The following is a 25,781-nucleotide window of genomic DNA, read 5'->3' on the forward strand; positions in this document are numbered from 1 at the left end:
GAAGGACTGGCAGATTACATTTTCACCGGCATATTTCATTGACGTTTTACTTCACAGGCATTACCCCGGTTAAGAGCATCTGAATTGTAAAAAAATACCGGGTAAAAGTCCGCTAATCCTATAAACATAAAATATATTTGCATATCGTACATGCAATGGTATAATTTTTAAATCAGATGACAGCATGGGCGACGTAGACGTAATTGAAAAACTTTTCGAACCGGATCCCGGCTGCAACACGGATATTGATGAAGGCGTTTATCTCAAAAGAGGGGATCAGAGATCATGGATGATAAAATCACATTTGTACTGAACGACGAAGCAGGACAGCATGAGAGGGACACAGTCGAATCAGAGGATATGAAAAAGCTGACCTCTGTTGTGGCACCGATTGCTGACAAATACAACATTCAGGGGCCCGCTCTCTACGTTGTGTATGATGACAATATTCAGGGAGAAGACGGTACTGTATGGGGCGGAGAATTTCTGCTCGGAGACAGAGAACATATATTGAAGATTCAATACACGAAGGAACCGGATGACAGTGGGGAGACTCTTCATGCGGTCCCGATGCATGATGAACTGGACGAGGAAGAGAAGGAGCCGGAGGTCGCGGAGCGCAGCGGCAACTACATTCGTATGGGGTGTCTGCAGCCGGTTCAGCTTCTCGGAGGCAGGGACGATACGAAAAACGCGCAGATGGTACTTGCCTGCATGATGAATGATGCGGAGGACAGAGGTCTGATCTGGGAGGATTATGAGTCAGATCAGATTCTCGATCCGAATCTGCACCAGACGATCGCAATTGCACTTGACGCGGGAAGAGACACTTATATCTCAACGTCACTGCTGCGGCTGTTCGATGCAGCCGCGGCAGTGCTCGGCATCTGCGAGGAGAATACCTATCCCGGTGAATGCGCAGAGAGGCTTGTGGAGGCAGCCAAAAATGCGGTCAGCAAATGGAATGACGGTACATTTGGAATGGCGGCACATCAGATTGATGTTCTCAAGAACCGGTATCCGGTAAGGATGATTCTAGAGAAGAAAAACGGCGAGTGGATTGCTGACGGCCCGCGTCTGATCGGAGATCTTCGCATGGCAAAGGACGGCGGCATTCCGACGGATGAGCTTGCACTGGAATTTCATGACGCGGTAGCGGAGATGACGGTCAAGATGTGTGAGAATATAGTTGCCGATGCTTCCGGGAATGGAATTCAGGTAAACCGTGTCGTGCTGAGCGGAGAAATTTTTGTTGACGATATACTGAGGGAGCGCACGGTTAAAGGACTTCAGGACAAGGGATATCAGGTGTATTACTGAGACGGTACAGCCTTGGCGGAGCCGATATGGTTCGACTTCGGGACAAGGGATATCAGGTGTATTACCGAGAACGGAACGGCTCATATCCTGCAGGGAATGTTGAATTTGACAGGAGACATCTTTTCTTATATAATCTAATGGTTGTCTGGCCGGGTGCGCAGATAATGCGCTTTTTCCGGCAGGGAAGTATCCGAACTTCCGATTCAGCCTGTTTTGCTGCAGAAGCGGTATACAAATCAGAATTTGGAGAATATATGGAAAAGAAGGATTTCAGCTGCTTCTGGAGAAAACACTGGAAGCTGTTCGCTTATATCGGCGTACTTGCTGCCGCTGTGCTGCTGATCTGGTTCGCGTTCGGCGATATGATCCCGCAGTATCTGAAATTACTGCGCGGCGGCGATGAGAAGGAAATTGAATCGTTTATCAATAGGGAGGCTTCCTGGAAGGGCCCGCTGTCGATCATCGTGCTGGCTGCGCTTCAGGTTGTCAGTATAGTCTTTCCGGGATTTGCAATTCAGATTGCATCCGGTGTAATCTATGGCTGGTTCCATTCTTTCTTGATGTGCTACTTCGGCTTTTTGCTGGGAAACCTTCTGGTGTTCTTTTTTGCGAGAAGGATGGGGAACCAGATTGCCGGATTCGCGCCGGTGAAGAAGAACAAGAACAGTTGGATCAAGGAAAAGCTGAAGACGACCAAACCGGAGTTTGTGGTTGCTTTTGTGAACCTGCTCCCTATTCTTCCAAATGGAATTATTCCGTATATTGCTGCTGGATCTTCGATCACGACGCTTCACTATTTTATTGCGATTGCTGTTACAAGCTGGATACAGATTTTCTTCAACTGCCTCGCGGGCGGGTTCATCAAGCACGGGCAGTATCTGTTCATGGTGCTTGCGCTGGGATTCCAGATCTCTGTTCTGATTTTTGTCACCCTGAAGAGAAAATGGCTGATGTCGTTGATTCCCGGCGGAGACGAGTCGGAAGAGGATGAACCGGATTCGAAAATCGGCCTGTCAAAGCATATCAAAACAGACAAAGAGAAGAATGACACAGCTGTCTGATTATCTGTATCGTATCATGTGATGCTGAATGGAGCTTTCTTTTCCAGGCAGTGGCGGATATATCTTTTTCTTTTCATTTTGTTGGAAAAATTTTTCTTGCTACAGGTAAATTCTGTGAGTCTGTTTCTGTGTATGCGGAGACAGGCTTTTTTTATGGGATGAGACGGTTTTTCCGGAGATCAGCAGCCATCCACGCAGGCACCGTTCCGCTCTGCTATGGATGTGAAATTATGCTGTGGATGCGGAGCTCTGCTGTGGTTGTGAAATTAGGCTATGAAGGTGGTGCCTTGCAACTAGGAAGAAAAACAGGCAGACCCCGCTGCGACAAAAGGCGCGTATCCGATTACTCGGATACGCGCCGAACAGTGGGGGCAACGAGGATCGAACTCGTGACCTTTCGCGTGTGAGGCGAACGCTCATCCCGGCTGAGCTATGCTCCCATCAATACTCAGGTTATCACTTTTTCCATCAAAATGCAATGAAAATTTGTCAGAAAATTCAAATTTTGACGCAAACTTAAGTCACTGCGGCACAAGCCCGGGCCCTTGCGATGCAAGCTCACGCCTTGCACGCAAGCGCAAGTCTTTGCAAAGGAAGATATCGTGCAGGATGACAGTTTGTATGAAAGGCAGATGAAGGCAGCCGCGGGGCAAGGTTATGCTTTGAAAAATGAAAAAGTTATGATATGATGTTATCTCAGTGAAAGACTTTAGATATCTGCCGAAACGGTGTACGTCCCGGTGGATAAATGATACAGGAATCGAGGAGGAACTGACACAATGGCGATCGAAGAAACTTCTAAAGAACAGGGGTCGGGTGAGGCGGAAAGAGAAGTCGTTTCCCGGAACTTTATCGAGCAGGAAATCGATAAAGATCTGAAGGAAGGCAGATATGACACGGTTATGACACGCTTTCCGCCAGAGCCGAACGGGTACCTTCACATCGGCCACGCAAAGTCGATCCTTTTGAATTATGGCATCGCGAAGGAATATAATGGTCAGTTCAATCTCCGTTTTGATGACACAAATCCCACAAAGGAAAAGGGAGAATTTGTAGAGGCAATCAAGCGTGACGTGGAGTGGCTCGGTGCGAAGTTCAACGGTCCGTTCTTTGCATCAGACTATTTTGACAAAATGTATGAGGCTGCGCTCAAGCTGATCCGCGATGGAAAGGCTTATGTCAGTGATCTGTCCGCTGATGAGATTCGTGAGTACCGTGGAACATTGACGGAGCCGGGAAGGGATGATCCGAATCGGAACAGAAGCGTAGAAGAGAATCTCGATCTGTTCGAGCGGATGAAAAACGGCGAGTTCGAGGACGGATCAAAGGTTCTCCGGGCGCGAATCGATATGAAAGCGGCGAACATCAATATGAGAGACCCGATTATCTACCGGATCGCTCATCTGCATCACCAGAATACGGGAGACAAATGGTGCATTTATCCGATGTATGATTTTGCCCATCCGCTGGAGGATGCCTTCGAGGGCATTACCCATTCTCTCTGTACGCTGGAGTTTGAGGACCACCGGCCACTGTATAACTGGGTGGTGGAGAACGTGGGCTTTGCGCACCCGCCGAGGCAGATTGAGTTCGCGAAGCTCTACCTGACCAATGTAGTCACCGGTAAGAGATATATCAAGAAACTGGTGGAGAACGGAACTGTCGATGGTTGGGATGACCCGCGTCTTGTCACCATCGCCGCGCTCCGCAGAAGAGGATATACGCCGGAATCGATACAGAAGTTTATCAGCCTTGGAGGAATTTCGAAGGCCAACAGCTCCACAGACTATGCGATGCTGGAGTACTGCATACGGGATGATCTGAAGACCAGAGTTCCCAGAATGTATGCGATCCTGGATCCGGTAAAGCTGATTATTGACAATTATCCCGAGGGGCAGACCGAGGAGTTTACGGTTCCGAACAACCCGGAGAATGAGGCGCTGGGGAGCCGCACGGTTACTTTTTCCCGTGAACTGTATATCGAGCGGAATGATTTTATGGAGAATCCGCCGAGGAAATATTTCCGGATGTTCCCGGGCAATGAAGTGCGCCTGATGCAGGCTTACTTTGTAAAGTGCGTTGATTTCCGCAAGGATGAAAATGGAAAAATCACCGAGATCCACTGTACCTACGATCCGGCGAGCCGCGGCGGCAACAGCCCGGACGGTCGAAAGGTGAAGGGAACGATCCACTGGGTGAATGCAGCAGATGCGAAGCCTGTGGAGATGCGTCTCTATGAGAATCTGATCGATGAGGAAAAGGGCGTGTACAATGAGGACGGCACGATGAATATCAATCCGGATTCTCTTGAGGTTCTCCAGGGAGTGGTCGAGCCCGCTCTGGCAGAGGCAAAGCCCTATGAGAGCTTCCAGTTTGTGAGAAATGGTTTCTTCTGTGCTGACGCGAAGCTGTCGAAGTCCGGAAAGCCGGTGTTCGGCAGAATCGTATCGCTGAAGAGTTCCTTCAAGCTTCCGAAGGCATAAGAGAATCAGAGAAACTTCAGAAGGCATAAGAGAATCGGAGAAACCTCAGAAGACGTAAGAGGTCCGGAGAAACTCCGGAAGGCACAAGAGGTCCGGAGAAACTTTCAAGACATAAGAAGTCCGGAGAAGTCTTCAAGGACATAAGAAGTCCGGCGCAGACTGACGCTGATATTCATTACAAAAAGGCTGCTGTATCACTGCTTCCTGCAGGTGCGGCAGCTTTTTCCTGTTTTTATACCGAAAATGCTGTTTCGCAAAAAATGTCCTTAATGGCGGAGAAATAATGAAGAAGTATATCTTCGATTGTGTTATCCTGATACGAAGAACAGGCGGGAGTTGTCCGGGTCAGTAACGGAGAATGAAGATGACTCTGCAGGAAGTAAAATCCTGGAAGGCGGGATCTTTGAAAGTGTTGCACACCGGGGATTTCCGGAAGAGAGAAAGGAAGAGCAGGAAATGATAAAGGCATGTATTTTTGATCTTGACGGTACACTTACGAAGACGCAGGAGTCCATTGCGCGTCCGGTCAATATGACACTGGAGCATTTCGGGCTTCCTGCGATGCCGGTGGAGAATTACAATTACTACGCGGGGGATGGCCTCGACAACGCACTTAAAAGAGCACTGAAGGATGCGGGTGATCCGGAGCTGAAACATTATGAGGAGGGAAGACCGCTGTGCCGGAAATGGTTTGTCGAGAATTCGCTGTATCATGTGAAACCTTACCCGCACATTGTGGAGATGCTGAAAGAACTGAAGAAACGGAAGATCCGCCTTGCTGTATTTTCCAACAAGATGCATCAGGGAGCAATCGATGTGGTGACGGCAATCTTCGGACCGGATACCTTCGACCATATTCAGGGACAGACCGACACTGTGCCGATCAAACCGGATCCGCAGGGGGTCTATGAGATTCTCAGGGAGTTCGGGGTGAATAAGACAGAGGCACTGTACTTCGGTGACACCAATACCGACATGCTCACAGGTCATAATGCAGGCCTTTTTACCGTCGGGGTGACATGGGGGTTCCGTCCGAGAACGGAGCTTGAGGAATATCGGGCAGACGATATTGTCGATGATCCTATGGAGATCGTTGATCTTGTGGATCGATTTAATTCGAGGGGAAAGGAAAATGTCAGATAAAAGAATTCCATCGATAAGAATTCCGTCGAATATCCGTCTCATTGCAAGTGATTTGGACGGGACACTGCTTCAGGGAGACGCACAAAGGCTGAAACCCAATACCTGCGAGCTGATTCACAGGCTGACTGACAGAGGAATTATTTTTCTCGCAGCGAGCGGAAGACAGTATGCCAATCTGCAGAGACTCTTTGCTCCTGTTCGCAGCGAGATCGCGTATCTCTGCGAGAACGGCTGCCTCAGCTTCTATGAAGGCGAGATGGTGCACAGAGTGACCATGGACCGGGCACTGGGACAGGAGATCATGCGCGAGATCATAGGGACGCCGTCCGCCGAGGTGCTCCTGTCGGGAGTGAATACAAGCTACATTCAGCCGAAGGACATGAGCTATTATTATCATATGCGGGATGTGGTCGGCAACAATGTCACACTGGTGCCGGATATTCTGAAGACGGAGGAGCCGTATTTCAAGATTTCCATCTACGAGAGGAACGGTCTTACCGATGAGGAAATCGCGTTCTGGCAGGAAAGATTTGGAAGATACGCAACGGTTGTTACGGGCGGAAATGACTGGCTCGATATCATGCCGCTTCATGTGAATAAGGGAACCGGAATCCGGAAACTGCTGGAGAAGCTCGATGTGCGGCCGGAGGAATGCATGGCCTTCGGGGATAACTATAACGATATGGAGATGATGAAGCTGGTCGGCTGGCCGGTTGCGGTGGACAATGCCAAACCGGAAATTCTCGCCGCAAGCCGTGACCATACGTCGACGGTGGAGGAATACCTTGAGAAAATATTGTCAGGCGATTTTAGCGGATAATGTTGCTTCGCATCGCTCCATGCTCATACCTGTTGTCGTCGCTAATGTTCTTACCCACTGGTGAGCAAGCTCCCCGCGGGCCAAGAACATTGCGACTGGACTTATACAGTACCGGCTATACGATACATTGTGCCACACACTGTATAAGTCCCCGCGTCACTTCGCTGCTTCGCAGCTTCCGTGCCGCTAACAGGTATGATCATTCTCGCGTTGCTTGGCATCGCTCCATGCTCATACCTGTTGTCGTCGCTAATGTTCTTACTCACTGGTGAGCAAGCTCCCCATGGGCCAAGAACATTGCGACTGGACTTATACAGTACCTTACTAGCACTCGATAAAAACGAGTGCTAATTTTTCCTTGACTTTCTGTAATAAGGGTACTAATATAACACTTGTCGGGTATAAAATGAATACCGGTCATAATGACAGAAATCACAGCCGGAATGGTCCGCGAAGTCGGGTTTCCACAGACAGCGGATCATCAGCGGCGATAACATAAATATCCATTTTCCTGACGGGGATATGTCACGAAAATGAAGGATCAAAAGTGAAAAGGAGTGTGTATTAGTATGGAAATGAGACATGGAAATCTGTCGATTAACAGCGACAACATTTTTCCAATAATCAAGAAATGGATGTATTCGGATAAGGATATCTTTATCCGGGAACTGATTTCGAACGGATCCGATGCCATAACCAAGAGAAAAAAGCTGGATGCCGTAGGTGAGGTAAGGCTTCCGGAGGGATATAAGCCGAAGATCACAGTATCGGTTAACGATAAGGAAAAAACACTGAAATTCACCGATAACGGAATTGGTATGACAGCGGACGAGGTAATCCGTGACATCACAGAGATTGCTTTTTCCGGCGCGACGGAATTTCTGGAAAAGTATAAGGATAAGGCGGACAGCGACCAGATCATCGGACATTTCGGACTCGGATTCTATTCTGCATTCATGGTAGCGGATCTGGTGGAAATCGATACATTGAGTTTCCGTGAGGGAGCGGAGGCCGTTCACTGGGAGTGCGACGGCGGTACAGAGTATGATATGAGCGAGGGCACCCGTACCGAGGCAGGGACAACGATCACACTGCACCTGGCAGAGGATAGTCTGGAATTCGCCAACGAGTACAAGGTACGTGAAACTCTGGAGAAATACTGCTCCTTCATGCCGGTAGAAATTTATCTTGAGAATGAGACGAAAGAGCCGGAGACGGAGATCATCGATGAAAAGGACCTCAAGGATACCGATGTTGTCATTGAGCATATCCATGAGGACGCGAAGTACGAGGAGAAGAAAAATGATAAGGGCGAGACCGAAAAGGTCGAGACCAGCCCGGAGAAAAATCAGGTAAAGATTCAGAAGCGGCCGGTATCCATCAGTGATACGCATCCACTGTGGACAAAGCAGCCCAGTCAGTGCACAGATGAGGAGTACAAGGAATTTTACCGCCATGTATTCCTGGATTACAAGGAGCCGCTGTTCTGGATTCATCTGAATATGGATTATCCGTTCCGCCTGAAGGGCATTCTGTACTTCCCGAGAATCAACACGGAATACGAGTCCATTGAGGGAAAAATCAAGCTGTACAACAACCAGGTATTCATCGCGGATAATATTAAGGAAGTTATCCCGGAATATCTGCTCCTGCTCAAGGGCGTGATTGACTGCCCGGATCTGCCCCTCAACGTCTCCCGTTCTGCGCTTCAGAATGACGGTTTCGCGCAGAAGATTTCCGATTACATCTCAAAGAAGGTTGCGGACAAGCTCTCAGGCATGTGCAAGACCAAGAGAGAAGAATATGAGAAATACTGGAACGACATCAGTCCGTTCATCAAGTTCGGAACGCTGAAGGATCCCAAGTTCTCTGAGAGAATGATGGACTACATCCTCTATGAGGATCTCGACGGCAAGTATCACACGCTGAAAGATATCATCGCCGCCAATACTCCTGAAAAGACTGAGGAAGAGAAAACAGGGGGAAGCGCAGAAGACAAGAGCAAAGCGGCAGATGCGAAGGAATCTGAGACGGGTGCCGATGGTGAGAAGAAGCCTGAGGCAGAAGCTTCAGAAGAGAGTAAATCCGGTGAGGCGGACCAGAAGGACGACAAGAAGGATGCACCGAAGATCACGATCTATTATGTGACAAATGAGGTGCAGCAGAGCCAGTACATCAACATGTTCCGGAGCCAGAAGAAACAGGCTTATAAGCTGGTCCATACCATCGACGCTCCGTTTATCTCCCATGTGGAGCAGCTGAATGAAAATCTTCATTTCCAGAGAATCGATGCGGATCTCACCGATGATATGAAGGAAGACAGCGAATCTCTGAAGGAAGAGAGCAAGGATCTGCAGGAGCTCTTCCGCAAGGTTCTGAACAAGAGTCAGCTGTCCGTCCGGGTGGAGAATCTGAAGGATCCCAGTGTTTCAGCCATGGTCACGATCTCCGAGGAGATGCGCCGTTATAGCGAGATGATGCGCATGTACGGAATGGCGGACAAGAACATCAACGTGGATGAACTCGAGGGACAGCAGACACTTGTTCTGAATGCAAAGCATCCGCTTGTGAAATATGTATTCGAGCATAAGGCATCCGAGGATGTCAGCCTCTTCTGTGAGCAGCTTTATGATCTGGCAGTTATCAGCAACCGCGCTCTGACTCCGGATGAGATGACAAAGTTCATCAGCAGGAGCAATGAGATCATGGTAAAGCTTGCAGAGAACGCGAAGCCAGCGGGAAAAGCCCAGATCAAAAAGGCAGATACAGCAAAGAAAGAAGTGAAAGCGTCGGAGAAGAAGGACACCAAGGCACCGGCCAAGAAGACTTCAAAGGAATCAAAGGACGAGAAGAAATCTGAATAAGCAAGATTGAAAGCAGAGCGGGATAAAAACGCGAGGTGGGCGTTTTTCCCGCTCCTTTTGTGTTCGCGCAAAACATTTTCCTGGTATTCGTATAAAATATTTCCTTGTATTTACACAAAAAAACACATTCCGATATTTGTACAACAACAATTTAAAGGTGATCAGTCGAGCCCGCAGGCGGTGAAAAATTTCTGCACATACCGGTCCCACGCCTGGTCAACGGAGTGATCCAGCGTAAAGACCCGGAGGGAGGATCCGGTAGTTACAGTCAGTGTCTGATTCCGGTATTGAATGTTCAGGAACAGTCCAAGGATATCATCCGGATCGTAATTCAGTTCGTTCTTTTCCATAAAACGCCGGATCTGTCCGGCACTCAGCTGGAAGACAAAACGGAAGGAGAGAGGAAGCCTGCGGCCTTTCAGGATCTGTACGCAGAAGGATCGGATATCCCTCCAGTGCACAAGAGATTCCCGGTGTGTCTGTGGGTTCGTGACTTTGTTCGTGATTCCGTCATCTGAAGCGTCGCCCTCATAATATTCCGGGTGAGCCTGACCGTCGATGGAAAATGTGGTAAAGGTTGTGATCTGCGCCTCCGAGACCAGAAAACGGTCGAACGTTTCCTTCAGAAGAAGGTGATTCATGAAGCTGCCGACATGTTCAATCTGTAATGCGATCATAGTAAAAACCTCCGAAATACAGTATCCATTATAATAGACTTCCGGGTATCTCACAATCCGGGAATTTACGGATTGTGCTTTGCATTTGATTGGAATTGTTGTATACTGTTTACATTGGGCCGACGCAGGAATTATGGCAGATGCTGAGAAATTTCTGCCCGAATCAGCCGGAGCCCGGATCAAGAGACAGGTAAGGAGTATGTTGGAATGAGTCAGGAAAAGGTCGATTTATATAAGGAAGAGAAAAAGAACCGCAAGAAAATCATGCGGAGAGAAAAGATCAGAACGAGACTGACCGTAGTTGCAGTTGTGGCCGTTTTCGGTATTCTGATCGGCTGGTTCAGCTGGGCGGTATATAATAATGTAAAGAACAATCAGGCGACTACGGCAAAGGCAACGACGACGGAGCTTGACCTCTCTGCCATCGAATCCTACACGACAGCTTTAAACAGCTATGTCACAGAGCAGAAGACAGGTTCTGACAGCACTTCAACTGAAGCATCATCTGCGACAGCATCAGACAGCAGCGCAGCATCTGCTTCCTCGGACGCATCCGTATCATCGGCGTCGGCTGCGCAGTGACGGATTCCGGCAGAACGAGAGAATGATTTCTCCCGTCAATGCCCATAAGTGCCATGCATGACAGCAGTCATAGAGGAAGCGCAGGCATAAAAGATATTTTACAGCAGCAGCCATAGGGATTATGTATGGCAGCAATAATATAGCACAAGATCTACAAGGCGTTCTGCGAGAGCAGGGCGCCTTTTTGAGATGCGTCAGCAGAGGAAACCGCTTTTTTGAGATGCGCCAGCAGAGAAAAACCGCCTTTTTGGGATGCGCCAACAGAGAAAACCCGCTTTTCAAAGATGAGACAGCAGAAAAAAACCGCCTTCCGGAGCGGAAGACGGTGATTTTTCGATTGAACTGATTATAACGTGTGCAAACACTTGATGCGTAACTTAATATCTATATATATAAATCAATGCTTCAAAATGCTGTAACAAGAAAAGCAATTCTTTCGATGTCTGGATTAGTGATTCGGGTTCATTCGCTGAAATTACAGTTTAACAACGTTTGCTGCCTGCATTCCCTTTGCGCCTTCAACCAGATCATAGGAAACAGCCTGGCCCTCGTCCAGAGATTTGAATCCCTCACCCTGGATTGCTGAGAAGTGAACAAATACGTCCTTTCCGTCCTCACCAGTGATGAAACCATAACCTTTTTCAGCATTGAACCACTTAACAGTGCCCTTGTTCATTTGAAGTACCTCCATACTTACTAAGAAAAATAATGAATCGGTGAAGCTTTCACCGTGATTTGATTATAGGTTTGAAAGGTTGAAAAGTCAAGAAAATTTGAACAATTCGACTTTCTTTTCAGTGGCCTCTTCAACGGACTCCGGGGCAGTATCGGCAAAGTTTTTCGCTTTTTTCACGCTTTTTTCCGGGAGCTCTTTTCCATGACAAGACAAGGGGTGATTCTTGAATTCTCAGGCACCATCTTGTATACTGTAAACGGAAATTTATGCCCGGGACAGGAAAGGCACAAAAGAAGGTTTGATGAAATCCGGCCGGATGTCCCTCATACGGAAAGGCAGAAATCGTTATGGATACAATTCTGATAAGAAACGGCAGAATCATCGATCCGGACACCCGTTTTGACGGCATCGCTGATCTCTATCTGTCCGGAGGAAAAATCACCAGAGTCGCGAAAAAGATAACAGAAAAGGCGGACCGGGAGATCGACGCAAGGGGCATGTGGATCATGCCCGGGCTGATCGATCTGCATGTGCATCTTCGTGATCCGGGGCTTACCTGGAAGGAAGATGTGACTACCGGCTCGAAGGCGGCTGCCAGAGGAGGCATTACCACCATCGTTGCGATGCCAAATACAAAACCGGTCTGTGACAGCCCGGACCGCATCGACTATGTTATGCACAAGGCGGAGCATACCGCGTCGATTCATGTGCTTCAGGCCGGAGCGGTCACTGAGGGGCAGGCCGGTGAAAAGCTGGCCGATATCAGAGGAATGGCGAAGCATGGGATCCCCGCTGTTTCCGAGGATGGAAAGTCGGTCATGAACGCTGAGCTTGCGCGGGAGGCAATGAAAATCTGCCGTGAACTGAACATTCCGTTTCTGGATCACTGCGAGGACAGGAATCTCGTACAGGGCGGCTGTGTGAATGCGGATGAGATATCCAGAGCTGAGGGCCTTCCCGGTATCACAAATTCGGTGGAGGATGTCATCATCGCGAGAGACATGATCCTTGCTCATGAGACAGGTGCACATCTTCATCTCTGTCACTGCTCCACGAAGGGAAGCTACGAGATGCTGAAGGCGGCAAAAGAAAAAGGCTGGGATGTGTCCGGCGAGGTCTGCCCGCATCATTTCATTCTGACGAGCAGCGACAGAGTGCACGGCGACACGAACTACAAAATGAATCCGCCGCTGCGCACCGAAGAGGACAGAAAGGCACTCTGCAGGGGGCTGGCTGAGGGAGTATTTGAAGCAATCAGCACGGATCATGCGCCCCACACGCGCGAGGAGAAGGATCAGCCCATGGAAAAGGCCCCCTTCGGAATTGTCGGCCTCGAGACTTCCGTCGCGCTGACCATCACCTATCTGGTCAAAACCGGTATCCTGACACCAATGCAGATGGCGGAGCGGATGAGCGCGGGCCCGGCGAAAATTCTGCATCTGGATCAGAGGGGATCCCTTGCAGAGGGCAAGGAAGCGGATATAACGATCATCGATCCCGATGTATCCTATAAGATTGACGCGCGGGAATTTGAATCCCGGGGAAAAAATACACCGTTTGACGGCTGTGAGGTTACCGGCCGGGTCGACACCACGATCTGCGGCGGGAAAATCGTATATCAGAAAGGAAGAATGTACTATGATTAATCGCCTGATTCAGAACATCAGAGAAAAGAACGCGCCGGTGGTCGTCGGTCTGGATCCGATGCTTTCCTATGTGCCGGAATCTATCTGGAGAAAAGCGTTCCATCAGTACGGAGAAACGCTGGAAGGCGCTGCGGAGGCGGTCTGGGAGTTCAACAAGGAAATTGTAGATGCAACCTTCGATCTGATCCCTGCGGTGAAGCCGCAGGTCGCGATGTATGAGCAGTTCGGCGTACCGGGGATGGCTGTTTATGAGAGAACAGTTTCATATTGCCAGAGCAAGGGGCTTGTCGTGATCGGAGATGTGAAACGCGGCGATATCGGATCAACCTCGGAGGCCTACGCTGTCGGCCATCTCGGGCATGTGAAGGTCGGAAATAAAGAGTATTCCGGTTTCCATGAGGATTTTGCGACGGTCAATCCTTATCTGGGAAGCGACGGCATCAATCCGTTTATCAAGGTCTGCCGCGAGGAGAAGAAGGGAATATTTGTTCTCGTGAAGACGTCAAATCCGTCAAGCGGAGAGTTCCAGGACCGGCTGGTGGACGGAAAGCCTCTGTATGAGCTGGTGGGCGAAAAGGTAGCTGAGTGGGGACGCGAGGCGATGGGCGATGAATACAGCTATATCGGCGCCGTTGTAGGAGCAACCTATCCGGAACAGGGAAGAATGCTCCGGAAAATCATGCCGAAGACCTTCATATTGGTTCCGGGATACGGTGCGCAGGGTGGAAAAGGCGCCGATCTCACTGACTTTTTCAATGAGGACGGACTCGGGGCGATTATTAATTCCTCCCGCGGAATCATCTGTGCATACCGGAAGGAAGAATATGCGGAGTATGGCGAGGACCATTTCGCGGATGCCTCCAGGGCTGCGGTTGTCGACATGATCCGGGATATCAACAGTGCTCTGGAAGCAGTCAGATGAATCTTTGAAAGGACAGCGAAAACATATGAAAGTAAAGGAGACGGCAACAATCGTCAGCCAGAACCGGATCAGCGATGGCATCTATGATATGGTTCTTCAGGCACCGGAAATTTCCGGCGAGGCAGTTCCCGGACAGTTTGTAAATGTTTTTCTCCATGACAAAAGCAGGCTGCTTCCGCGGCCGATCAGCCTCTGCGGAATTGACGCGGAGCGGCAGACGATCCGTCTGGTCTACCGTGTTTCCGGGGCGGGAACGGATGAGATGGCGCAGATGAGTGCCGGTGAAAAACTGGAGATTCTGGGACCTCTTGGCAATGGCTTCCCGCTCGAGGAAGCGGCGGGCAAAAGAGTGTTTCTCATCGGAGGAGGAATCGGAGTTCCGCCGCTTCTGGAAACGGCGAAAGTACTTTCCGAAAGCGCGGCACTTGATGAGGAACAGTCAGATGTGATTGAAGATGAGCAGAGAGTTTCCGAAAAGTCCGACGGAGTCAATGCGAAGATTCGTGATACAGAGGTGATCAGCGTCATCGGTTATCGCAGTGACTGCTTTCTGAAGTCAGAATTTGACCGGTACGGCGATACGATCATCGCGACGGAAGACGGAAGCGTGGGAACGAGAGGAAATGTAATGGACGCGATCCGTGCCGATGGAAGGAAGCCGGAGGTGATTTTTGCGTGTGGACCGCTTCCTATGCTCCGCGCTCTGAAGGCATGGGCCGAAAAGGAGCAGATACCCTGCTGGGTTTCCATGGAGGAGCGGATGGCTTGCGGAATCGGCGCCTGTCTTGCGTGTGTCTGCAGGACACGGGAGATCGACGGTCATTCTCAGGTGAAGAATACCAGGGTGTGCAAGGACGGACCGGTGTTTAATGTAATGACTCTGGATCTCTGAGAGATTATCCTTGCGCATAGAAAGAAAACCTGAATCAGCTGGAGGCACAGATAGATGGGAACAACGAACAGACTTAGCGTGAAGATCGCCGGGGTGGAATTGAAAAATCCGGTCATGACAGCGTCCGGAACTTTCGGGTCCGGCGAGGAATACAGTGAATTTGTAGACCTGAACGGACTCGGAGCCGTTGTAACGAAGGGCGTGGCCAATGTGCCGTGGCCCGGCAACCCGACACCGAGGGTGGCCGAGGTGTACGGCGGCATGCTGAATGCCATCGGTCTCCAGAATCCGGGTGTTGAGGTCTTCTGTAGGAGAGACCTTCCGTTTTTGAAGAAATATGACACAAAAATCATCGTAAATGTCTGCGGCCATTCGGCCGAGGAATATACGGAAGTGGTGGAACGGCTGGCGGATGAACCCGTGGATATGCTGGAGATCAATATCTCCTGCCCGAACGTCAGAGAAGGAGGAATTGCCTTCGGAACGGTTCCGTCTGTCGCGGAAAAAATCACAAAAGCATGTAAGAAAGTGGCGAAGCAGCCGATCATCATGAAGCTCAGCCCGAATGTCACCGACATCGGGGAGATGGCCAGGGCAGTGGAGGCAGGAGGCGCAGACGCGGTTTCGCTTATCAATACCCTGACCGGTATGAAAATCGATGTGAACCGCCGGAAATTTGTCCTGGCGAACAGGACCGGCGGAATGTCTGGTCCGGCCGTAAAGCCGATTGCCGTCCGGATGGTATATGAAGCGGCGCATGCGGTGCATATTCCGGTCATTGGAATGGGCGGTATCGCGTCCGCGGAGGATGCGCTGGAATTTATTCTCGCGGGAGCAACGGCTGTGTCGGTGGGAACCGCGAATTTCATAAATCCGCGCGCAACCCTGGATGTGGTAGCGGGAATCGAACGATACCTGGAAGAAAATGGAATCGACAGCGTACAGGATCTTGTAGGCGCAGTTGAGGGATGATGGGCAGACAGCGCAGATACGGAGAATTTGTCGAAGTGATCAGTACCCATCTGCTCACATTAATTTACGCGAACAGTGAGCCGCAGCCGAATGCGAAGTATTCGTGTGCGGCGAGCGTCGCGATAGCGAGATAAAACTCGCGCAGCGTGTTTTATCTCGTTGTGAGGCGATGGGATCACCGCCGTGGCAGACCGATGAAGACGGTCTGCTGCAGATTGGAAGGAGCGACAGAGAAAAGATGGAAGAATACAAAAAACAGTTTATTGATTTTATGATTGACAGTCATGTATTGAAGTTCGGAGATTTTACGCTGAAGAGCGGAAGAAAATCGCCTTTCTTCATGAATGCCGGCGCGTATGTAACCGGATCGCAGCTGAAGAAGCTCGGCGAGTTTTACGCAAGAGCTATTCATGACAGCTACGGGCTTGACTTTGATATTCTCTTCGGACCTGCATATAAGGGAATCCCGCTTTCAGTTGTAACCGCGATCGCCATCAGCGACCTCTACGGAGTCGATGTGAAGTACTGCTCCAACCGTAAGGAAGCGAAGGATCACGGCGGCGACAAGGGAATCCTTCTGGGGAGTGAAATCAGGGACGGAGACCGGGTTGTCATCATCGAGGATGTGACCACCTCCGGAAAGTCGATCGAGGAAACTTTCCCGATTATTCAGGCGCAGGGCGATGTGCAGATCAAGGGGCTCATGGTATCCCTGAACCGCATGGAGCGTGGAAAAGGAACCAGAAGCGCACTTTCGGAGATTACTGAAAAATACGGATTCCCGGCGAATGCCATTGTCTCAATGGCTGATGTCTTCCGCTATCTCGGAGAAAATCAGGAGACTGGACGAATGACGCTTACAGAAGATCAGAAGCATGCGATCCGCAGCTATTACGCGCAGTACGGGGCAGAGGAATATCAGGGGTTGTTCTGAGGCGGCATGATTAAGAAGAAAAATGTAAAATATACCTTTATCAAAAAAGATAAATTTACGGACACCAGAGTATCCCTGATACTCTCTTTGATCTCGTTAGGCGCGCTCCTGGTAACGGTTCTGATCTCCTTTGTTGTGCAGGCGCAGGGCGGGATTGCTCTCGGCTGCGCGGGGCTGATCGCGATGCTTTTTTCCTTCTACGCGTTTTACCTGGGCATGCGTGCGCTCTCGGAAAAATCAGAGAGCGTTCGCAGAGGAACCTTGTCGGCGATTGCCTCAGGCATCATGTCGATCCTGTGGATTGTGCTTTTCCTGCTGGGCATTCATTAAAGAAAGCAGAGGCAGAAAGCAGAAAATACATAAGCGCCGCTTAAGGTGCCTGCAGAAATGGGAGCAGGATATATCGGCGCCAATGTGAGGCAGAAGAAGGACCGTGAATGCCGGTGATGCTGTGCGGCAGAATGGAGGCGGATTTTATATGGAAATGGATCAGGAGCGATTCCGGAAACAGCTTGCTTTTATTCTTGAGATTGACAAGGAGAAAAACATTCTCCGTCAGACCCATCTGACAGGACACGGCCGCCGTGAGGATGACGCGGACCACGCATGGCATCTGGCTGTCATGACATGGATACTCAGGGAGTATTCCAATCAGGAGATTGATATTGTGCGTACGATTCTGATGGTACTGATTCACGATATCGTCGAGATCGATGCCGGGGACACCTACGCATACGATGAGGAGGCCAAAAAGACAGAGGCAGACCGGGAGATGAAGGCGGCGGAGCGGATATTCGGGCTTCTGCCGGAGGATCAGGGGCGTAAGCTCCGTGAAATCTGGGAGGAGTTTGACGCATACGAGACACCGGAAGCCCGTTTCGCGCATGTGATGGATAATTTTCAGCCGATGCTGCTGAACAATTCGAACGGCGGTGGAGACTGGAGGGAGCATGGTGTGAACCAGTCTCAGGTCAGGCAGAGAAACGCGAAGACAGGAACCGGATCAGAGGAGATCTGGTCTTATATGCAGGAAATTCTTGCGGAAAATATCAGGAAGGGCAGTTTAAAACCTTGAGGAACGAACAGATTATTGCGGATACCGAAGATTATAAGGAACGCTTCTCGCTTGCGCTCGGACGCGTAAGAGAGATTCCGGGGGAGAAAAGGGTGCGAGAGCCTTTCAGGGCGTGGTTTGAGCAGGAAGCTGCTTTTCTCTCGGATATGGCGGAGCTGATGCTGAAGAAGGAAAGAGGAGAATTCAGGGATGCCTCGTTGGAGGAGCTGAGAGAACAGAACCACAGCATGTATCAGGACATACTTCCGGAAAATTACGGGAAGAGCTTTGGAAATCCTGATTTCTCTGCCGATACCCTCGGTGAGGATTACGGGCAGCTCTTTTCTTTTCTGTACATGGAGCTCCGGGGAACCGTTGTCTATGCGTTTGAGGACAGAGTATGGGACATGCTGATTTCTCTGGAAATTTTTCTTGAGGTGTATCAGCTGTTTACAGGCGGTGAGCTTCCGGAACCGGAACTGATCCGGGAGTCGCTGTACTGGTACTGCAGCGATTACTCCGCGGAGATGATGGACAGAAGAACCCGCGAATGTCTGGATCCCGGACTTTCCTTTGCACGGGACATCATCATGAAGGAGGACCTTGGCGACCTGCGGTATCTGTACCGGTTTGGGGAATATGTGACAGAGAACGAGGAACAGACGGCGTTATTTCTGAACACCCTCTCCGAGGAGGAAATCGCGTCGATTGCCCGCACATGGACAGAGGGGTATCGGATCGGATTTGAGGTCGGTCACAAGGATATCCGCAAAAAAAAGACGGTCAACATCCGATACCGGCTCGGCTTCGAGCGGGTTGTGCGGCAGGCGGTTCTTCAGTTCCGGGAAATGGGGCTGGAAAGCGTCATATATCGTTCCGCCACACATGCGGTGAATAAGAGACAGCATCTGAGGATTGGCTACTACGGAGCCGTACCGAATCCTCAGTTTGAATATGATCACCGAAACGACGCAGGCATCTTCCTTGATGAGCGTTTTGTCACCCGGAAGCTGCAGGGACTGCGGGCAGCATACGAGAAATACAAGGACCTGGCGAAGGTCCACGGCGGTCCGGCGTGTATGGATGTGTTTGGTGAGACGCCTTTCACTCCGGCGGAATCCCGGCACAGCTGTACTCTGACCGAGGAGCAGCAGAAGGAGCAGGTGCGGTACAACAATGAGGCGGGACAGATTACGAACCGTTATATCATCGGATCGGAGCGAAGCTTTACGATCATTGCCTATCCCGTACCCGCAATCGGAGAACGCTTCCGTGATATTTTCCGGGAAACCGTGAAGATCAATAATCTCGATTACCGGAAGTATCAGAAAATCCAGCAGAAGCTCATCAACGCCCTGGATCAGGGCACGGCGGTCCGGGTCAGAGGAATGAACGGCAACTGTACCGACCTCAGGGTGGCACTGCATACACTGACGGATCCGGAACATCAGACAAATTTTGAAAACTGTGTGGCAGATGTGAATATTCCAGTCGGAGAAGTATTCACCTCTCCGGTTCTGAAGGGGACAAACGGAGTATTGCATGTGAGCCGGGTTTATCTCGGGGAATTCCAGTACCGGGACCTGAAGATTGAGGTCAGAGACGGTATGGTTGCCGGCTACAGCTGCGGCAATTTCGCGTCGGAGGAGGCAAACCGCCGCTATATCGAGGAAAATATTCTGTTCCATCACGCGTCACTTCCAATGGGCGAATGTGCCATTGGAACCAATACGACAGCGTACCGTATGGCGAAGATCTACGGGATTGCGGACAAGCTGCCGATCCTGATCGCGGAGAAAATGGGACCGCACTTTGCGTTCGGCGATACCTGCTATAGCTGGGAGGAAGACAATGCCGTCTATAATCCGGATGGCAAGGAAATCATCGCGAGGGATAACGAGCGTTCCATCCTGCGCAAAACAGACCCGGGCAAGGCTTATTTCGGCTGTCACACCGATATCACGATTCCCTATGAGGAACTGGGAAGCATTACCGTGGAAAAGGCAGACGGAGAAGAGATCACGCTGATTCAAAATGGAAAATTTGTGCTTCCGGGAACGGAAGAATTAAATGAGCCGTTGAAAGATTTATCGGAATCAGATATGATGAATGACGTCAAATGAAAGGAGATAACAGACGATGGCAAAAGTTGGAATTGTGATGGGAAGTGACTCGGACATGGCAGTCATGTCCAAGGCGGCAGCGGTACTCGAGGAGTTTGGAATCGATTATGAGATGCGGATTATTTCCGCTCACAGAGAACCGGAGGAACTTGTGTCCTGGGCAAAGGGCGCGGAAGAGAGAGGAATCCGCGTGATCATCGCGGGAGCCGGTATGGCGGCAGCTCTTCCGGGAATGGTTGCGGCACTCTTCCCGCTTCCTGTCATCGGAGTGCCGATGAGCAGCAAGGCGCTCGGCGGTACGGATGCGCTTTATTCTATTGTTCAGATGCCGTCCGGTATTCCGGTTGCGACGGTTGCAATCGACGGATCGAAGAACGCGGCGATTCTTGCGGCCCGGATCCTTGCGGTTTCAGACCCGGAGCTTCTTCAGAAAATCCGGGACTACGGCGAAGAGGGCAGAAAGAACGTCGTGGCAAAGGACGCAAGACTGCAGGAAACCGGCTACAGGAACTACACAAAGTAAATCTGCATGCCCCGCAGGCGGGGCGCCAAAAACGGAATAAGCTGCGGATTGCTCCATGCTTCGCACTCCCGCAGTTGGGGTGCCATAAACGGAATAAGTGCGGATTGCTCCGTGCTTCGCGCTCCCGCAGGCGGGGCGCCATAAACCGTATAAGTCTCCGCGTCATTTTAGCTGCTCTCGCAGCTGCCGCGTAATCAGCGGAAATGCGGAAAAGTCTGAAAGAACAAAAACAACAGAAAAAACAGAAGCAACAGAAACACAGGAACAACAATGGGCCATGCGGGATTTGCCCGCGCCACAATATGTCTGTCTGGAGAAGAATGGAGGACAAAATGGATTATAAGTCATCTGGAGTAGATATCGAAGCCGGATACAAATCAGTGGAGCTGATGAAAAAGTATGTAAAGGAAACGGTGCGTCCTGAAATGCTCGGAGGACTGGGCGGCTTTTCCGGTGCGTTTTCAGCGGATGCGTTCAAGAACATGGAGCATCCCACACTGGTTTCCGGAACTGACGGCGTAGGGACAAAGCTGAAAATCGCATTTCTGATGGACAAGCATGATACTGTCGGAATCGACTGCGTTGCCATGTGCGTGAACGATATTGCGTGTGCGGGCGGCGAGCCGCTGTTTTTCTTGGATTATATTGCGTGCGGAAAGAACTATCCGGAAAAGATCGCGGAGATCGTCAAGGGAGTCGCGGACGGCTGTCTGCAGTCCGAGGCAGCGCTGATCGGCGGCGAGACCGCTGAGATGCCGGGCTTTTATCCCACAGACGAATACGATCTTGCGGGGTTTGCTGTCGGTGTAGTGGATCAGAAGGATATGATCACCGGAGCGGATCTCCGTGACGGAGATGTACTGATCGGCCTCGCGTCCTCCGGCGTGCACAGCAACGGATTTTCTCTTGTCCGGAAGGTATTTGATATGACTCCGGAATCACTGGACACCTATTATGACGAACTCGGCGGAAGACTGGGCGATGTTCTTCTTGCACCGACAAAGATCTATGTGAAAGCGCTCAAGAGCATCAAAAAAGCGGGCGTCAGAATTCAGGGCTGCAGTCATATCACCGGCGGCGGGTTTTACGAGAATGTTCCCCGTATGCTCCGCGACGGCGTGTACGCAGAGATCGAGAAGAACTCCTATCCGGTGCTCCCGATCTTCAAACTGATGCAGAAAAAAGGCGATATCGACGAGCATGTGATGTACAACACCTACAACATGGGAATCGGCATGGTGCTGGCGGTTCGTCCGGAGGATGTGGACGCAACCATGAAGGCAATTCGTGATGCCGGCGAATATTCCTATCAGATCGGACATATCAGAGCAGGTGAGAAGGGCGTAAAGCTGATCTGATGCAGTGTATAAGTCCGGCCGCAGTGTTATTTGCCCACATGGAGCTTGCTCACCAGAGGTGAAGAAGATTAGCGGCGACAACAGGTATGAGCATGATGGAGTGCGAGAAAACGTGAGAATGCTCATGCCTGTCAGCGGAACGGAAGCTGCGAAGCAGCGAAGTGAAGCGGGGACTTATAGGTATTGTGGCGCTGTTTACATTAATGATATTATTGCTGTCTTCGAAACCGTGTTCGGTCATCAATGCACGCTATACGGGTAATCGTACTGACTGCGATTTCGAAGAACGCAAAGGGCAGGAGGAAAAAATAATGCTGAGAATCGCAGTGCTGGTTTCCGGCGGCGGAACAAATCTGCAGGCCATTCTGGATGCAATTGACAGCGGGACAATTACAAATGCCGAGGTTGTCGGAGTGATCAGCAATAATCCGAAGGCTTATGCCCTGGAGCGGGCGAAGAAAAAGGGAATCGAGGCCGCGGTTGTAAGACCTGCGGATTTCGCAAGCCGGGCGGAATTTGAGGACGCATATCTGGAGAAGACACAGTCCTATCATCCGGATCTGGTGGTTCTGGCCGGCTGTATGGTTGTAATCCCGAAGAAGATGGTGGAAGCCTTTCCAAATCGCATGATCAATATCCATCCGGCACTGATCCCTGCTTTCTGCGGGACCGGTTATTACGGCCTGCATGTGCATGAGAAGGTGCTGGAGCGTGGCGTCAGAGTGACCGGAGCGACGGTTCACTTCGTAGACGCAGGGACGGATACGGGGCCGATCATTCTTCAGAAGGCAGTCTATGTACAGAACGGAGACACGCCGGAGATCCTTCAGCGGCGCGTAATGGAACAGGCGGAATGGAAGATCATGCCGGAGGCGATTAACCTGATCGCAAACGGAAGGGTATCCGTAAGAGACGGAAAGGTGCAGATCCGGGATTATACCTTTGGTGAGATCTGAGCGATCACACAGGGACAGAGAAGTTCTGATAAACAGCGGATGATCTGCGCAGAGGATGCTGTCGGTGTACAGGCATTCTGACAGGAAACGACAGCGCAGGTATTGATTTGAGTGCAGACAGGTGATCCGGTATGGGATAGGGCGTATGCGGCCTGTATACAGACCGGCTGCCTGCAGGATAAAAAGAAAGCGAGGAGCGCGACATGGGAATGAAAGTACTGGTAGTCGGAGGCGGCGGACGGGAGCATGCAATCGTATGGAAGGTTGCGCAGAGCCCGAAGGTTGAAAAGATATACTGTGCGCCGGGCAATGCCGGAATCGCAGAATTGGCGGAATGCGTTCCGATCGGGGCGATGGAATTCGATAAGCTGACCGCCTTTGCCAGGGAGAAGGGAATTGACCTGACGATCGTCGGAATGGACGATCCACTGGTAGGCGGAATTGTCGATGCGTTTGAGGCGGAAGGACTGCGTGTCTTCGGACCGAGAAAAAATGCGGCGATCCTCGAGGGCTCCAAGGCATTCTCAAAGAATCTGATGAAGAAATACAACATCCCTACGGCCTCCTATGAGACATTTACATCTCCGGAGGATGCGATTGCCTATCTCGAGAAAAATCAGAAGTACCCGATTGTTCTGAAGGCGGACGGCCTCGCGCTTGGCAAGGGTGTGCTGATCTGTAACAACCTTCAGGAGGCGAAGGACGGGGTTAAGGAGCTGATGGTCGATAAGAAATTCGGTCACGCAGGCGATGAACTGGTTATTGAAGAGTTTATGACCGGCCGTGAGGTATCGGTGCTGTCCTATGTAGACGGGAATATCGTGAAGACAATGGCATCTGCTCAGGACCATAAGAGAGCCAAGGACGGGGATCAGGGCCTGAATACCGGAGGAATGGGCAACTTCTCACCGACGCCGTTTTACACAAAGGATGTGGACGATTTCTGCCAGAAATACATCTTCCAGCCCACCGTGGATGCGATGAAGGCCGAGGGACGCTCATTCAAGGGAATTATCTTCTTTGGCCTGATGCTTACGGACGACGGCCCGAAGGTGCTTGAGTACAATGCCCGGTTCGGAGATCCGGAGGCGCAGGTCGTGCTTCCAAGAATGAAAAATGACATTATCGATGTCATCGAGGCATGCATTGATGGTACGCTCGATCAGATCGATCTGCAGTTCAAGGATGATGCCTGTGTGACCGTCGTGCTGGCCAGCGACGGATATCCGGTCTCCTATGAAAAGGGATTCCCGATTCACGGACTTGAGAACTTCAAGAACAAGCCCGGATATTATGTCTTTCATGCCGGAACAAAATTCAATGACAAGGGTGAGATTGTGACAAACGGCGGACGTGTGCTCAACGTCACGGCACTCGGTAGGGATCTGAAGGAAGCAAGAGCAAACGCCTACAAGGCCGTGGACTGGATTGACTTCCAGAATAAGTATTACCGTCATGATATCGGTCACGCAATCGATGAGTTCAAGGGCTGAGGAGACGACAGTACTTTCACAATTCCCTTCGCGAGCTCCTCGTCCAATCAATGCGTTCAGAGGCTGAGCAGACAGCGGCACTGTAGAATGGCAGATTGGAGCAGAGCTGTTGTGGAAAACATCATAAAAATATCGCGCGGAAGCTCACACGGCAGTATGGTGTGGGCTTCCGCACTTTTTGCGCGAACAGTGAGCCGCAGCCGGATGCGAAGTATTCGTGTGCGGCGAGCGTCGCGATAGCGAGATAAAACTCGCACAGCGTGTTTTATCTCGTTGGCGCCTTGTTTGTGAGAACAGGTAAATTGCTAAATATGCAGAATACTCTGACAAATATATTTTAATAAAAATATTTGCAAAAAACGGTTGACAAATCTCAATTAGTTCTGTATTATAGACTCAAGAAAAGAGATAACCAATAAGGAATAAAAGTTACCGATTTTCTTTCGAATATATTTACTTCAGGAGGATGGTCCGATGGGAAAGTGAAAGCCGGATGATCAGAGAACGGGAAAGCAGTTGAATGTTATGCGAGCTCAATAGGATTTAACTGATAAAGCTAAAAAAATACTCACAGAAAAATCAAATCGCAGGAGTGCGATGAGCGAAGAACGAGATCTGAGAAGTCGGAAGGCGAAGAAACATTTGATCCGGAAGATCTGCCAGAAAAGTGAATATGGTATAATGAATAGAAAGTGAGGTTATACAGTGAAACTTCAGGATATTCATTAAGAGGGCTGCTTGATTTGAATGAGACGATCAGGCAGCCCTTTCCCATTGGGTTCGGCATTTCATAAATGTTTTATAACTGTTCATAAAAGCCATAAATGGTTTTTCAAAAAAGCCATAAATGTTTTTTCAAAAAAGTGTTGACAATTGAAACAATATCAGGTTATAATAGCAAAGCGAGTTGAGGAAAGAAACAAAGCAAACGGGATCTTAGCTCAGCTGGGAGAGCATCTGCCTTACAAGCAGAGGGTCACAGGTTCGAGCCCTGTAGGTCCCATATCTTTCACTCATATCGCAGCGATTTAATATGGCGAGATAGCTCAGTTGGCTAGAGCATGCGGTTCATACCCGCAGTGTCGAGAGTTCGAGTCTCCCTCTCGCTACGTATAATCGGGAAGTCAGGTTTTTGCCTGACTTCCCTTTTTCTGTATTACACGTTCTGCTTTTACACTTGGCTGTTGCAGCTTGTTAATGCTTTGTTAATTGAATCTCCCGGCAGGAGGGGAGTGGAAAGGCGGTGACCGGATACAAATGGCTGCGGTAAATTATTTGATCA

22 protein-coding genes and 3 tRNA genes are annotated in these 25,781 nt (G+C 50.2%); 21 read left to right on the top strand and 4 right to left on the bottom strand.

The window, feature by feature from the left end; genetic code table 11:
- Window positions 1-285 precede the first annotated feature (285 nt).
- Window positions 286-1,320, top strand: a complete 1,035-nt coding sequence (locus tag ACTQ3A_RS00285; protein WP_441100681.1) for a Kae1-like domain-containing protein — start codon at window positions 286-288, stop codon at window positions 1,318-1,320.
- 254 nt (window positions 1,321-1,574) lie between these two features.
- Window positions 1,575-2,381: a TVP38/TMEM64 family protein gene (locus ACTQ3A_RS00290; RefSeq protein ID WP_441100680.1), complete on the top strand. Its 807-nt coding sequence runs from the start codon at window positions 1,575-1,577 to the stop codon at window positions 2,379-2,381.
- A 366-nt stretch (window positions 2,382-2,747) separates the two neighbouring features.
- Here the strand turns inward: ACTQ3A_RS00290 and ACTQ3A_RS00295 are convergent.
- Window positions 2,748-2,821, bottom strand: a tRNA-Val gene (locus tag ACTQ3A_RS00295).
- A gap of 339 nt (window positions 2,822-3,160) precedes the next feature.
- Between ACTQ3A_RS00295 and ACTQ3A_RS00300 the strand changes: the two genes are divergently transcribed.
- The 3 genes from ACTQ3A_RS00300 (at window position 3,161) to ACTQ3A_RS00310 (ending at window position 6,827) form a co-directional block, all read left to right on the top strand.
- A complete protein-coding gene (locus ACTQ3A_RS00300) occupies window positions 3,161-4,864 on the top strand; it encodes a glutamine--tRNA ligase/YqeY domain fusion protein (RefSeq protein ID WP_441100679.1) in 1,704 nt (567 codons plus the stop codon).
- Window positions 4,865-5,167: 303 nt separating this feature from the next.
- Window positions 5,168-6,007 carry an HAD family hydrolase gene (locus ACTQ3A_RS00305; protein ID WP_441495209.1) on the top strand — a complete coding sequence of 280 codons (840 nt, stop codon included), beginning with the start codon at window positions 5,168-5,170 and terminating at the stop codon, window positions 6,005-6,007.
- Complete coding sequence (locus tag ACTQ3A_RS00310; RefSeq protein WP_441100677.1) at window positions 5,997-6,827, top strand: HAD family hydrolase; 831 nt, start codon at window positions 5,997-5,999, stop codon at window positions 6,825-6,827. Before ACTQ3A_RS00305 ends, ACTQ3A_RS00310 begins: the two co-directional genes overlap by 11 nt.
- 101 nt (window positions 6,828-6,928) lie before the next feature.
- On the opposite strand, the gene ACTQ3A_RS00315 is transcribed toward ACTQ3A_RS00310, so the two are convergent.
- The gene (locus tag ACTQ3A_RS00315; protein WP_441494235.1) at window positions 6,929-7,093 is read right to left on the bottom strand and encodes a hypothetical protein; all 165 of its coding nucleotides are present in this window, start codon (window positions 7,091-7,093) and stop codon (window positions 6,929-6,931) included.
- Between the two features lie 303 nt (window positions 7,094-7,396).
- On the opposite strand from ACTQ3A_RS00315, the gene htpG reads away from it, so the two are divergent.
- Window positions 7,397-9,691, top strand: a complete 2,295-nt coding sequence (gene htpG, locus ACTQ3A_RS00320) for a molecular chaperone HtpG (RefSeq protein WP_441100676.1) — start codon at window positions 7,397-7,399, stop codon at window positions 9,689-9,691.
- Window positions 9,692-9,852: 161 nt separating this feature from the next.
- Here the strand turns inward: htpG and ACTQ3A_RS00325 are convergent, their stop codons facing one another.
- Window positions 9,853-10,368: a DUF5721 family protein gene (locus ACTQ3A_RS00325; protein ID WP_441100675.1), complete on the bottom strand. Its 516-nt coding sequence runs from the start codon at window positions 10,366-10,368 to the stop codon at window positions 9,853-9,855.
- A gap of 207 nt (window positions 10,369-10,575) precedes the next feature.
- On the opposite strand from ACTQ3A_RS00325, the gene ACTQ3A_RS00330 reads away from it, so the two are divergent.
- On the top strand, window positions 10,576-10,950 hold the full coding sequence (locus ACTQ3A_RS00330; protein WP_441100674.1) for a hypothetical protein: 375 nt from the start codon (window positions 10,576-10,578) through the stop codon (window positions 10,948-10,950).
- A 475-nt stretch (window positions 10,951-11,425) separates the two neighbouring features.
- Here ACTQ3A_RS00330 and ACTQ3A_RS00335 read toward each other — a convergent pair whose 3' ends face one another.
- Window positions 11,426-11,626 carry a cold-shock protein gene (locus ACTQ3A_RS00335; RefSeq protein WP_441100673.1) on the bottom strand — a complete coding sequence of 67 codons (201 nt, stop codon included), beginning with the start codon at window positions 11,624-11,626 and terminating at the stop codon, window positions 11,426-11,428.
- A gap of 347 nt (window positions 11,627-11,973) precedes the next feature.
- Between ACTQ3A_RS00335 and ACTQ3A_RS00340 the strand changes: the two genes are divergently transcribed.
- The 14 genes from ACTQ3A_RS00340 (at window position 11,974) to ACTQ3A_RS00405 (ending at window position 25,608) form a co-directional block, all read left to right on the top strand.
- Window positions 11,974-13,272 (top strand): dihydroorotase, encoded by a 1,299-nt coding sequence (locus ACTQ3A_RS00340; protein WP_441100672.1) that lies wholly within the window; start codon window positions 11,974-11,976, stop codon window positions 13,270-13,272.
- On the top strand, window positions 13,265-14,194 hold the full coding sequence (gene pyrF, locus ACTQ3A_RS00345; RefSeq protein ID WP_441100671.1) for an orotidine-5'-phosphate decarboxylase: 930 nt from the start codon (window positions 13,265-13,267) through the stop codon (window positions 14,192-14,194). Before ACTQ3A_RS00340 ends, pyrF begins: the two co-directional genes overlap by 8 nt.
- Before the next feature lie 25 nt (window positions 14,195-14,219).
- Window positions 14,220-15,086, top strand: coding sequence for a dihydroorotate dehydrogenase electron transfer subunit (locus tag ACTQ3A_RS00350; RefSeq protein WP_441100670.1), 867 nt, complete (start codon window positions 14,220-14,222; stop codon window positions 15,084-15,086).
- A gap of 54 nt (window positions 15,087-15,140) precedes the next feature.
- Window positions 15,141-16,058: a dihydroorotate dehydrogenase gene (locus tag ACTQ3A_RS00355; RefSeq protein ID WP_441100669.1), complete on the top strand. Its 918-nt coding sequence runs from the start codon at window positions 15,141-15,143 to the stop codon at window positions 16,056-16,058.
- 238 nt (window positions 16,059-16,296) lie between these two features.
- A complete protein-coding gene (gene pyrE / locus ACTQ3A_RS00360; RefSeq protein WP_441100668.1) occupies window positions 16,297-16,992 on the top strand; it encodes an orotate phosphoribosyltransferase in 696 nt (231 codons plus the stop codon).
- 6 nt (window positions 16,993-16,998) lie between these two features.
- Window positions 16,999-17,322, top strand: a complete 324-nt coding sequence (locus ACTQ3A_RS00365; RefSeq protein ID WP_441100667.1) for a hypothetical protein — start codon at window positions 16,999-17,001, stop codon at window positions 17,320-17,322.
- A gap of 148 nt (window positions 17,323-17,470) precedes the next feature.
- Window positions 17,471-18,067 carry an HD domain-containing protein gene (locus tag ACTQ3A_RS00370; RefSeq protein WP_441100666.1) on the top strand — a complete coding sequence of 199 codons (597 nt, stop codon included), beginning with the start codon at window positions 17,471-17,473 and terminating at the stop codon, window positions 18,065-18,067.
- Entirely contained in the window at window positions 18,064-20,169 is a 2,106-nt protein-coding gene (locus tag ACTQ3A_RS00375; RefSeq protein WP_441100665.1) for an aminopeptidase, read from the top strand. Before ACTQ3A_RS00370 ends, ACTQ3A_RS00375 begins: the two co-directional genes overlap by 4 nt.
- Before the next feature lie 16 nt (window positions 20,170-20,185).
- Window positions 20,186-20,692, top strand: a complete 507-nt coding sequence (gene purE, locus ACTQ3A_RS00380) for a 5-(carboxyamino)imidazole ribonucleotide mutase (RefSeq protein ID WP_441100664.1) — start codon at window positions 20,186-20,188, stop codon at window positions 20,690-20,692.
- Window positions 20,693-21,024: 332 nt separating this feature from the next.
- Window positions 21,025-22,050 (top strand): phosphoribosylformylglycinamidine cyclo-ligase, encoded by a 1,026-nt coding sequence (gene purM, locus ACTQ3A_RS00385; RefSeq protein WP_441100663.1) that lies wholly within the window; start codon window positions 21,025-21,027, stop codon window positions 22,048-22,050.
- A 311-nt stretch (window positions 22,051-22,361) separates the two neighbouring features.
- Window positions 22,362-23,006, top strand: a complete 645-nt coding sequence (gene purN / locus ACTQ3A_RS00390) for a phosphoribosylglycinamide formyltransferase (protein ID WP_441100662.1) — start codon at window positions 22,362-22,364, stop codon at window positions 23,004-23,006.
- A gap of 209 nt (window positions 23,007-23,215) precedes the next feature.
- Window positions 23,216-24,499, top strand: coding sequence for a phosphoribosylamine--glycine ligase (purD, locus tag ACTQ3A_RS00395; RefSeq protein WP_441100734.1), 1,284 nt, complete (start codon window positions 23,216-23,218; stop codon window positions 24,497-24,499).
- Between the two features lie 930 nt (window positions 24,500-25,429).
- Window positions 25,430-25,502: transfer RNA gene (locus tag ACTQ3A_RS00400), tRNA-Val, on the top strand.
- A 32-nt stretch (window positions 25,503-25,534) separates the two neighbouring features.
- Window positions 25,535-25,608: transfer RNA gene (locus tag ACTQ3A_RS00405), tRNA-Met, on the top strand.
- The last annotated feature ends 173 nt before the right edge of the window (window positions 25,609-25,781 follow it).

It is taken from the genome of Bilifractor sp. LCP21S3_F8 (assembly GCF_052117805.1).
GTDB lineage: Bacteria > Bacillota > Clostridia > Lachnospirales > Lachnospiraceae > Bilifractor.

Coding starts and splice junctions, on each gene's coding strand:
- ACTQ3A_RS00355 (WP_441100669.1), top strand. CDS start 15,141: ATGGGAACAACGAACAGACTTAGCGTGAAGATCGCCGGGGTGGAATTG.
- ACTQ3A_RS00365 (WP_441100667.1), top strand. CDS start 16,999: ATGATTAAGAAGAAAAATGTAAAATATACCTTTATCAAAAAAGATAAA.
- ACTQ3A_RS00350 (WP_441100670.1), top strand. CDS start 14,220: ATGAAAGTAAAGGAGACGGCAACAATCGTCAGCCAGAACCGGATCAGC.
- ACTQ3A_RS00335 (WP_441100673.1), bottom strand. CDS start 11,626: ATGAACAAGGGCACTGTTAAGTGGTTCAATGCTGAAAAAGGTTATGGT.
- ACTQ3A_RS00285 (WP_441100681.1), top strand. CDS start 286: ATGGATGATAAAATCACATTTGTACTGAACGACGAAGCAGGACAGCAT.
- ACTQ3A_RS00340 (WP_441100672.1), top strand. CDS start 11,974: ATGGATACAATTCTGATAAGAAACGGCAGAATCATCGATCCGGACACC.
- ACTQ3A_RS00370 (WP_441100666.1), top strand. CDS start 17,471: ATGGAAATGGATCAGGAGCGATTCCGGAAACAGCTTGCTTTTATTCTT.
- ACTQ3A_RS00330 (WP_441100674.1), top strand. CDS start 10,576: ATGAGTCAGGAAAAGGTCGATTTATATAAGGAAGAGAAAAAGAACCGC.
- pyrF (WP_441100671.1), top strand. CDS start 13,265: ATGATTAATCGCCTGATTCAGAACATCAGAGAAAAGAACGCGCCGGTG.
- purE (WP_441100664.1), top strand. CDS start 20,186: ATGGCAAAAGTTGGAATTGTGATGGGAAGTGACTCGGACATGGCAGTC.
- ACTQ3A_RS00300 (WP_441100679.1), top strand. CDS start 3,161: ATGGCGATCGAAGAAACTTCTAAAGAACAGGGGTCGGGTGAGGCGGAA.
- htpG (WP_441100676.1), top strand. CDS start 7,397: ATGGAAATGAGACATGGAAATCTGTCGATTAACAGCGACAACATTTTT.
- purD (WP_441100734.1), top strand. CDS start 23,216: ATGAAAGTACTGGTAGTCGGAGGCGGCGGACGGGAGCATGCAATCGTA.
- purN (WP_441100662.1), top strand. CDS start 22,362: ATGCTGAGAATCGCAGTGCTGGTTTCCGGCGGCGGAACAAATCTGCAG.
- purM (WP_441100663.1), top strand. CDS start 21,025: ATGGATTATAAGTCATCTGGAGTAGATATCGAAGCCGGATACAAATCA.
- pyrE (WP_441100668.1), top strand. CDS start 16,297: ATGGAAGAATACAAAAAACAGTTTATTGATTTTATGATTGACAGTCAT.
- ACTQ3A_RS00310 (WP_441100677.1), top strand. CDS start 5,997: ATGTCAGATAAAAGAATTCCATCGATAAGAATTCCGTCGAATATCCGT.
- ACTQ3A_RS00290 (WP_441100680.1), top strand. CDS start 1,575: ATGGAAAAGAAGGATTTCAGCTGCTTCTGGAGAAAACACTGGAAGCTG.
- ACTQ3A_RS00325 (WP_441100675.1), bottom strand. CDS start 10,368: ATGATCGCATTACAGATTGAACATGTCGGCAGCTTCATGAATCACCTT.